Below are 8,307 nucleotides of genomic sequence, written 5' to 3'. Positions count from 1 at the left end.
CGCGGGGACGACAGGCTCTGAAAAATTTGAAGCATAAAATCCTTAACTTAATGGTCGTGCCCCTAGGGTCTTGCCCTACTGGGTTACTGCCGCAATAGCCTCAGAAAACTCCCGATAAAAATTAGATTCACCAATTAAATTTACAATACCAGCCCTGCGTAACTTACCTTCTACTCGTGAATTGGCACCGCTTAAAATAACGCGGATGTGCCGACCTTGTAAGTCATGAATTATTTCTTCAAGCATTTGTAACCCAGTAATATCCACAAATGGCACCCAACGCATGCGGATAATTAATGTTTTCGGATCCGTATGCGTTACAGCCAAAGCTTGCTCAAAAAACTTCTGCTGCAGCAAAAGAAAAAATGGACCTTCTACCGCGTAAACTAATACCCCCTTCGGTAGCGTCTCGATTTTCTGTTGTGCTAATTCTTGCGACAACTGTTGATCGGTCATTTGCTGCACTTCCACACTAGAAGCCATACGTCGGATAAAATGCAATACCGCAATGATTACCCCAATATTGACGGCAACAACTAAATCAACAAATACAGTAAGAACAAACGTAACAAGAAGAATAACCACATCCGCCATTGGCGCTCGTTGTATTAACTTAATAAAATGTTTTACCTCACTCATATTCCAGGCAACCACAAACAATATTGCCGCCAGCGCCGTCAGAGGTACGTTGACCGCCAAAGGCGCTAAAAATAAAATAATTAAAACAAGAGTAAGCACATGAATAATACCAGCTAAAGGACTATTACCTCCGTTACGGATATTCGTTGCAGTTCGTGCAATAGCGCCAGTAGCCGCAAAACCACCAAACAAAGGGGCAAAAATATTCGCAATTCCCTGACCCACAAGTTCGCGATTCGAATTATGTTTTGTACCCGCCATGCCATCAGCCACTACAGCAGATAAAAGTGATTCTATGGCACCGAGCATAGCAATCGTAAATGCAGGCCCAATTAATTCAATCACGCGATCAACCGTTATATCCGGCATTTGAAAATTAGGCAAACCTTGAGGTATTCCACCAAACATGGAGCCGATGGTGGCAACCCCCTCAAAATGAAAAATGCTTTGCACGCTGGTAAGCACCACTAATGCGATTAGTGGCCCAGGTATCCGTTTTAAACCAGGAATTTTATTTGCAAAAAGAACAATAAATAAAGCCAGGAAACCTAAAGCAGTTGTAGTTAGATTAAGTTGCGGAAATGAGTGCAATAAATGCCATAATTTTTCATGGAAATGCCCATTACCTCCGGAAGAAAAACCAAAAAAATAATGCCACTGCCCAACCCAAATCACGACCGCAATTCCCGCAGTAAAACCAATAATTACTGGGGCAGGTATGAATTTAATAATCCCACCTAAACGGGCAAGACCAAAAAATAACAGCATAAAGCCAGCAAGCAATGAAGAGATTTGTAAGCCAGAAATTCCATATTTTGCCGTGATGCCTGCAAGAACTACGATAAAAGCGCCAGTAGGGCCGGCAATTTGCAAACGACTCCCCCCCATAACCGACACAATCAGTCCAGCAACAACTGCGGTATACAATCCTTGTTCAGGCTTAGCACCTGAAGCAATAGCAAAAGCCATTGCCAATGGTAGGGCAACCACACCGACAATGACACCTGATATTATATTTTGTAACCAATACTTCTTTTGAAATAAGCCGGCCTGATAGGATTCAATAATGGTTTTCATAAAATAAAGACACCTAAAGGAATATTGCGATTATTATACGCATAGGATGCAAAAAATATCATATTTAAAACAATTTACTTTAGAAAAAAATATTCGAGAATATAAGCTTAGCACGAATAATTTGACATAAATAACCGTTATGGATAAATTTTGCACTAAAAAACATCTTTATGCAGATAAAATATCTGACTTTAATTCACATATTGGCTCGCATCTAATATCATATGCACTTCTAATATCATATATACTTTATTATTTAGGCAAGCGACTTATGACTCTTACTCCTTTAAACGCCATATCGCCAATAGATGGGCGCTACATGAAAAAAACCCGGGCTTTGAGTCCTTATTTTAGCGAGTTTGCCCTAATCTATTATCGATTGATGGTCGAGATTCGCTGGTTTGAGTCTTTAGCAGCAAATGACAACATCACTGAAGTTCCAAAACTGACTCAAAAGACTAAAGAATTTTTAAATAACATCATTGCAAATTTTGATGAAGCGGAAGCACAAAAGATCAAAGACTTTGAGCGTCAAACAAACCATGATGTTAAAGCAGTCGAATATTATCTAAAAGATAAATTCCAGCATAATGCCAGCTTAAATGCAGCAACTGCATTCATTCATTTTGCCTGCACCTCAGAAGACATCAATAATTTAGCTTATGCCTTAATGGTCAAACAAGCCATTGCCCAAGTGATACAACCTACCCTGGCTGAAATTATGGGAGGCATTACGCTGCTCGGTAAACAGCATGGTGATGTTGCCATGCTAGCAAGAACACATGGTCAACCAGCTACCCCGACAACGATGGGCAAAGAGTTGGTGAATTTCGTTGCTCGACTCAAAAGACCACAACAACAACTTGCTGAAGTATTAATCCCAGGTAAATTCAATGGTGCGGTTGGCAATTACAATGCGCATATTATTGCCTACCCTGAAGTAGATTGGCGCAAACATTGCTCTAATTTCGTCACTTCATTAGGACTATCGTTTAATGCCTATACCACCCAGATTGAACCACACGATGGCTTAGCGGAAGTATCACAAATTATGGTACGCATTAATAATATTTTATTGGATTATACTCAAGATATCTGGAGTTATATTTCCCTTGGTTACTTTAAACAAAAGACAGTAGCAGAAGAAGTTGGCTCATCTACCATGCCCCATAAAGTAAATCCTATAGATTTTGAAAATGCAGAAGGTAATTTAGGTCTAGCCAATGCCCTGCTTATTCACTTTGCGAATAAACTAACCCAATCACGTTTACAACGTGACTTATCGGACTCTACTGTATTACGTAATATTGGTATGGCCTTTTCGTACAGTCTAATCGCCTACCTTTCTGTAGCTAAAGGTAATGATAAGCTGCAAATTAACAAACGCGCCTTGCAAGATGACTTAAAGGCAAACTGGGAAGTATTGGCCGAAGCAATACAAACCATGATGCGCCGTTATAACGTACCCAATGCCTATGAGCAATTAAAAGAATTAACCCGAGGACAAGGAATCGATGGCGACAGCCTTCAGAAATTTATCCAGACATTGTCTATTCCTGCGGAAGCTAAAGAACAATTAGCAAAACTCACCCCAGAAAATTACACCGGGTTAGCCACTCAACTTGTCAAGGCCTTTTCATGAACGATACCCTATCGCAACAAGGTCGAACTTATGAATTCGATGTACTTGTTATCGGTACAGGATTAGCAGGATTACAATATTGCCTGCAATTATTGAGCCTACAACCGCACTTAAAAGTTGCCTTAATCAGCAAGGCAGAAGCGCTTGAATGCAATAGCCGTTATGCTCAAGGAGGAATTGCGGCAGTATCTTTAGCTGAAGACTCCCTGGAATCCCATATAGCGGATACCCTGATTGCTGGCGATGGTCTTTGCTATGTACCCGCTGTAGAGTTCATTATCCGACAAGGTCCAGAAATCATCAAACAGTTAAAGAAGTATTCTGTTCATTTTAAGCAAGAGGAAAATGGAGAATACCACCTTGCACAAGAAGGCGGACATTCACACCGACGTATTTACAATTGCGGGGATCAAACCGGTTTATCAATTACGCAAACAATGAACCTATTAACGCAGCAACAGGAGCAAATTCATTTTTTTGAACACCACGTTGCAGTTAATTTAATTACGCATTACCACCCGCACCGCACCGACATTCAAGGTGAAGTTTTAGGTGCCTATATTTTAGATTGCCAACAAAATCTCATCCATACCTTTTTGGCAAATAGTGTCGTTTTAGCTACGGGTGGTGCAGGTAAAACCTACAGATATACAACCAATCCTATGGTTGCCACCGGTGATGGCGTCGCCATGGCTTATCGCGCCGGAGCCCGGGTTGGCAATATGGAATTCTATCAATTCCACCCTACCCTTTTACATCACCATTCATTAAATAACTTTCTCATTTCCGAAGCAGTGCGCGGCGAAGGCGCGATCCTCAAAAATGCCGAAACTGGCGAGCGCTTTATGCAAAATTATGCGCCAGAACAAATGGAACTGGCAACTCGTGATGTCGTTTCTCGCGCTATTTTTAGTGAAATTGAACGCAGTCAAATAGGTTATGTTTACCTTGATATTACCCATCAGTCAAAAAGCTTCCTGAAAAAACGTTTCCCACAAATTTATACCACACTGTTATCCATTGGCATTGATATGAGCCAGGATATGATTCCCGTTGTTCCTGCGGCGCATTATCAATGCGGCGGGGTACTTACAGATATTGATGGACGTACGGATTTAAAACGACTCTATGCTATTGGTGAAACGGCATTCACCGGCTTACATGGAGCGAACCGTTTAGCAAGTAACTCCTTACTTGAAGCCTTGGTGATGGGCTCAAATGCCGCGCGCTGTACATTAAAAGATATCTCTTCACCCTGGAAGTTTACCGCTCATATTCCCAACTGGAGTGCGCCTGGTGAAGTGAACGCACGCCGCGCAAGCCAAATTAATGCGCAATGGCGAGGTTTGAGGGGGGAAATGACTTCTTACGCCGGAATAGTACGTACTGAAGCCGGCCTGCAAGATCTACTACAATTAATAAAGAAGAGAAAAAAAACAATTGGCGAATATTACTGGAAACATTTCATTACTCGCGATTTTATTGAGCTAAGAAACATCATTCTCAATGCTGAATTAATTGTCCGAGCTGCATTGTCACGGCGTGAATCTCGTGGCGGCCACTTCCGGGAAGATTATCCAAATAAAAAACTTCGGGCACAGGAAAGTATTGCGAAGGAAGGATGGACGGATATTTCACCTGAATAAAATAAAATTACCAGTTAGAGGTAAAAAGAATATGTTTAAAAATTCAACTGTTTATACTCCTGAAACGACTTTAATGCGGATCAGTAATGATATGAGTATTTGCCAAAGTGATTACCCTATAGATTGGTACCAGGAAGAGTTTATTCCCTATGCCCAAGAGTACCAAGCCTTACCAGACCGTAAGTTAACTACCGTGCTGGCATGGATGACCCCCTATCTAAAAAAAGCTCAAGACCATTTTGGTGACCAATTATTACTCCTTGCCCACTATTACATGGGTGGTGACATTGTCAGACTAGTAGAACAGTTCGGCGGCATTATTGGTGACTCATACCAACTCGCATTGAAATCAGCAGAACACCCAGAAAAATCCGTCATTATTGAATCTGCAGTACATTTCATGGCGGAATCAATCAGCATCCTGGCCAATAACCACCAGCACGTTTATATTACCAATCCAAAATCTGGATGTACTATGGAAATGCTGGCTAAAGATTTCATGGTCGAACCCGCTTTTCTTGATTTAAATGAACGTTATGGTGCTGAGAATATTTTACCCGTTTGTTATATGAATACTTCCGGTCGCGTCAAAGCAATGACAGGTGAGCAAGGTGGCGCTGTTTGCACCAGCTCTAATGTGAAGAAAATATTTCAATGGGCACAAAAACAAAATAAGAAAATCCTCTTTATTCCTGATCAACATATGGGCGAAAATGTCGCCTATTGGTTAGGTATAAAAAATCTGGCTTATTGGCCGGGAGGCACTGCTGGAGCCCAATATTCATTAGCAGCGCAAGATCAAAAAACATTAAAACAATTCGATGATGCCGAACTCATCCTATTTGCAAGCCAATGTGCAGTACACACCCATTATCAACCTGAAATGTGTGAATATTGGCATAGTAAATCCTATACAACGATTGTCCATCCTGAATGCCGCAACTCCGTAATTCGTGTTGCACAACACGCAGGATCTACAGCCTTCATTTGGGATTATGTAGTCAATGATCGCGCCCAAACCAAACGCTATGCAATTGGCACTGAAAATCATATGGTGGAAAATCTAAAACAATATTGCGAAGGTTTAGGTATTGACGTCGTTAATTTGGCTGAAGCACCTAAAAATGAAGCGGAAAAAGGCATTGGGTGTGGTTGCGCTACCATGTCGCGCAATGACCCACCGCATCTAGTTGCTTTAGTTGATTTATTACGCCAAGGAAAAACCATGTCTTATAATGAAGTAAAAGCAGGCGATGTGGTTAATGAGTTTACGGGAACTAGAAATCGACTACCAGTCAAGGATCAGCAATGGGTTATCGATAATGCGAAAAAATCACTACAAATGATGATTAACATTACTGAAGACAGAATTTAAAATACACATCAATCATTACAGATTCTCCCAGTGAAAGCGAATGCGCTCATTTAGAGCGCATCATCATAAAATACATAGAATTAATGTGCTGGATTAACGGCTGCCACTGAAAACTGACATGCTTCAAGTCCCTGAGTACAAACAAAACCACCTAAGCTATCAATCCAATTGTAATCCATACGTGAGGGTATTTTAGTAAGTACTGACCACCAAATGGAATATTCACCACCCGAATTACGATAAGTACAGGTAACACCGCGCCCATATCCAGCAACGAGAATGTTGGCGCGAATAAAAAGCGTATTCTCATCACCCTGCGGCCGTTGAGAATAAGGATTGACCACCCACGGTGCGGGTACCTCCCCCCATTTTAGTGACGTAGTTTGCGGATCGGGGCAATTAGTAGCATAACCGCCCAAACTCCCAAGCGCGAAAACGAATCCAAAAATAAAAATAGGGCATTTATTCATAAAATACATTCTTTAGTTATCCTTTTTTATGAATTATATACTAAAACCCATTGTGAGAATCTATTTCTTTGTTATAATGACCGCCTGTGTGCCTGGGTGGCGGAATTGGTAGACGCGCCGGATTCAAAATCCGGTGGTGGTGACACCGTGTGGGTTCGAGTCCCACCCTAGGTACCATTAAGATATTTGGGGTCTTTCCCAATTACGGGGGCACTCACCAGTTAACAACAGAGCACCCTAACACGAGTTCTATAATTTTCAAAATTACGGGGTCTTCCCAAAATTAACTCATGAGCAACCGTACGTATATAAGAAGACTTCTTTCGCACCGCTTTGCTCTGGCAATGAGCACAACGAGGTAGCCTATGGTAGGAAATATCTAATATAAGAGGTTGATAGCCACTCACTTTTTGTATGGTAAAACCAGGTAAATTTAAGATAAGATTATGCTTGGGCACTTTAATCTCCATTTTGATCGCGAAATCAATAAGTTAGTTTAGACTAACTTGATTAAAGTGCCCCCTTATTTGGGGTAGAGCCGACTTTCTAAAACGGGCATGGCTTTATGAAGAAACTGCTATCCAAGTATAAATAATAATGTACAACACATAAATTATTAAGCTAATGGCACCGATTGTTAAAGAAACTGCAGCCCGCTTTTTTTCATCCTGATATTTAAGTTCGAGGCCAATAGAAGCCAAAATAGAAATGATAATTACCAAAAAAGTTATCATTTGGATGGCATCCGCAAGACCATAACTTGGACTTGGCGGTAATCTTGGGTCAATGATGTATTTATTCCCTATAAACGCAACAACGGATCCTATAAATACAGTTGCCCGGGCGGCAAAAGGTAATGAACTCATCATATATACCAAATGCGCTAAAATGCCCGCCATAAAGAAACCAATAAAATAACTTATATATAGTTTCCACCCGTTGCGCTTCACCTCAATAATAAAACTAAGCCGAGCATATGGGCTGCTATCAAGAGAGGCATTACCGAAATTAGTTGCATAATGAGTAACGGATTTCATTAGGCTTAAGCCAATAATGTTCCAACCCGGCATGGTAAATTCAGAATGGAGTTTCGATTCTTGGTAATCAGGTTCAAAAATCACCTTATTATCATCTGCAAAATCCTCCATTTTGATTGTTAAAAATTGTCGTCCAAACGGAAAATATTTACTATACCAAGGCTGATGTATTTTGGCATAATAATGGGCGTACGTAAAATACTCATTACCCACCTTGCCTTTACCGCCAAATTTATATGAATAGTCACGAGCATTTACAACTTCAATACTTTTGGTCGGATTATAGCTTTTATCTGTAGTTCGCCACCAAGCATAATAACTAGGGTGTGTTGACATTTTGTCGTTAACATATTGAAAAATATGAGCAAACTCGTAGACTTCAGGTTCTAACACAAGAAAAAAACGAGTTTGCAATGGCTAG

At 40.7% G+C, this 8,307-nt stretch carries 6 protein-coding genes, 1 tRNA gene and 1 pseudogene; 4 read left to right on the top strand and 4 right to left on the bottom strand.

The features are described from left to right. Positions 1–75: 75 nt before the first annotated feature. Positions 76–1,716, bottom strand: coding sequence for a SulP family inorganic anion transporter (locus LDG_RS01320; protein ID WP_006869280.1), 1,641 nt, complete (start codon positions 1,714–1,716; stop codon positions 76–78). Positions 1,717–1,987: 271 nt separating this feature from the next. On the opposite strand from LDG_RS01320, the gene purB reads away from it, so the two are divergent. From purB to nadA, 3 genes are read left to right on the top strand one after another with little or no spacing between them, the layout of a single operon-like run. Next, a complete protein-coding gene (gene purB, locus LDG_RS01315; RefSeq protein WP_006869279.1) occupies positions 1,988–3,358 on the top strand; it encodes an adenylosuccinate lyase in 1,371 nt (456 codons plus the stop codon). Continuing rightward, positions 3,355–5,004, top strand: a complete 1,650-nt coding sequence (nadB, locus tag LDG_RS01310; RefSeq protein ID WP_006869278.1) for an L-aspartate oxidase — start codon at positions 3,355–3,357, stop codon at positions 5,002–5,004. Before purB ends, nadB begins: the two co-directional genes overlap by 4 nt. 31 nt (positions 5,005–5,035) lie before the next feature. Continuing rightward, positions 5,036–6,379, top strand: coding sequence for a quinolinate synthase NadA (nadA, locus tag LDG_RS01305; protein ID WP_006869277.1), 1,344 nt, complete (start codon positions 5,036–5,038; stop codon positions 6,377–6,379). An 80-nt stretch (positions 6,380–6,459) separates the two neighbouring features. On the opposite strand, the gene LDG_RS01300 is transcribed toward nadA, so the two are convergent. After that, positions 6,460–6,849, bottom strand: coding sequence for a DUF3757 domain-containing protein (locus LDG_RS01300; protein ID WP_040534102.1), 390 nt, complete (start codon positions 6,847–6,849; stop codon positions 6,460–6,462). A 90-nt stretch (positions 6,850–6,939) separates the two neighbouring features. Here LDG_RS01300 and LDG_RS01295 point away from each other — a divergent pair. Next, positions 6,940–7,026: transfer RNA gene (locus LDG_RS01295), tRNA-Leu, on the top strand. 104 nt (positions 7,027–7,130) lie between these two features. Here LDG_RS01295 and LDG_RS20790 read toward each other — a convergent pair. Both LDG_RS20790 and LDG_RS01290 read right to left on the bottom strand, forming a co-directional pair. Next, a pseudogene (locus LDG_RS20790) lies at positions 7,131–7,307 on the bottom strand (ISL3 family transposase); the annotation flags it as partial. A gap of 105 nt (positions 7,308–7,412) precedes the next feature. Next, positions 7,413–8,222: a ligand-gated ion channel gene (locus LDG_RS01290; protein WP_006869274.1), complete on the bottom strand. Its 810-nt coding sequence runs from the start codon at positions 8,220–8,222 to the stop codon at positions 7,413–7,415. Between the last annotated feature and the right edge of the window lie 85 nt (positions 8,223–8,307).

The sequence above is a fragment of the Legionella drancourtii LLAP12 genome (assembly GCF_000162755.2).
GTDB lineage: Bacteria > Pseudomonadota > Gammaproteobacteria > Legionellales > Legionellaceae > Legionella > Legionella drancourtii.
Note: the sequence above shows the minus strand (reverse complement) of the source record. Positions and strands in the feature narration are given on the sequence as shown.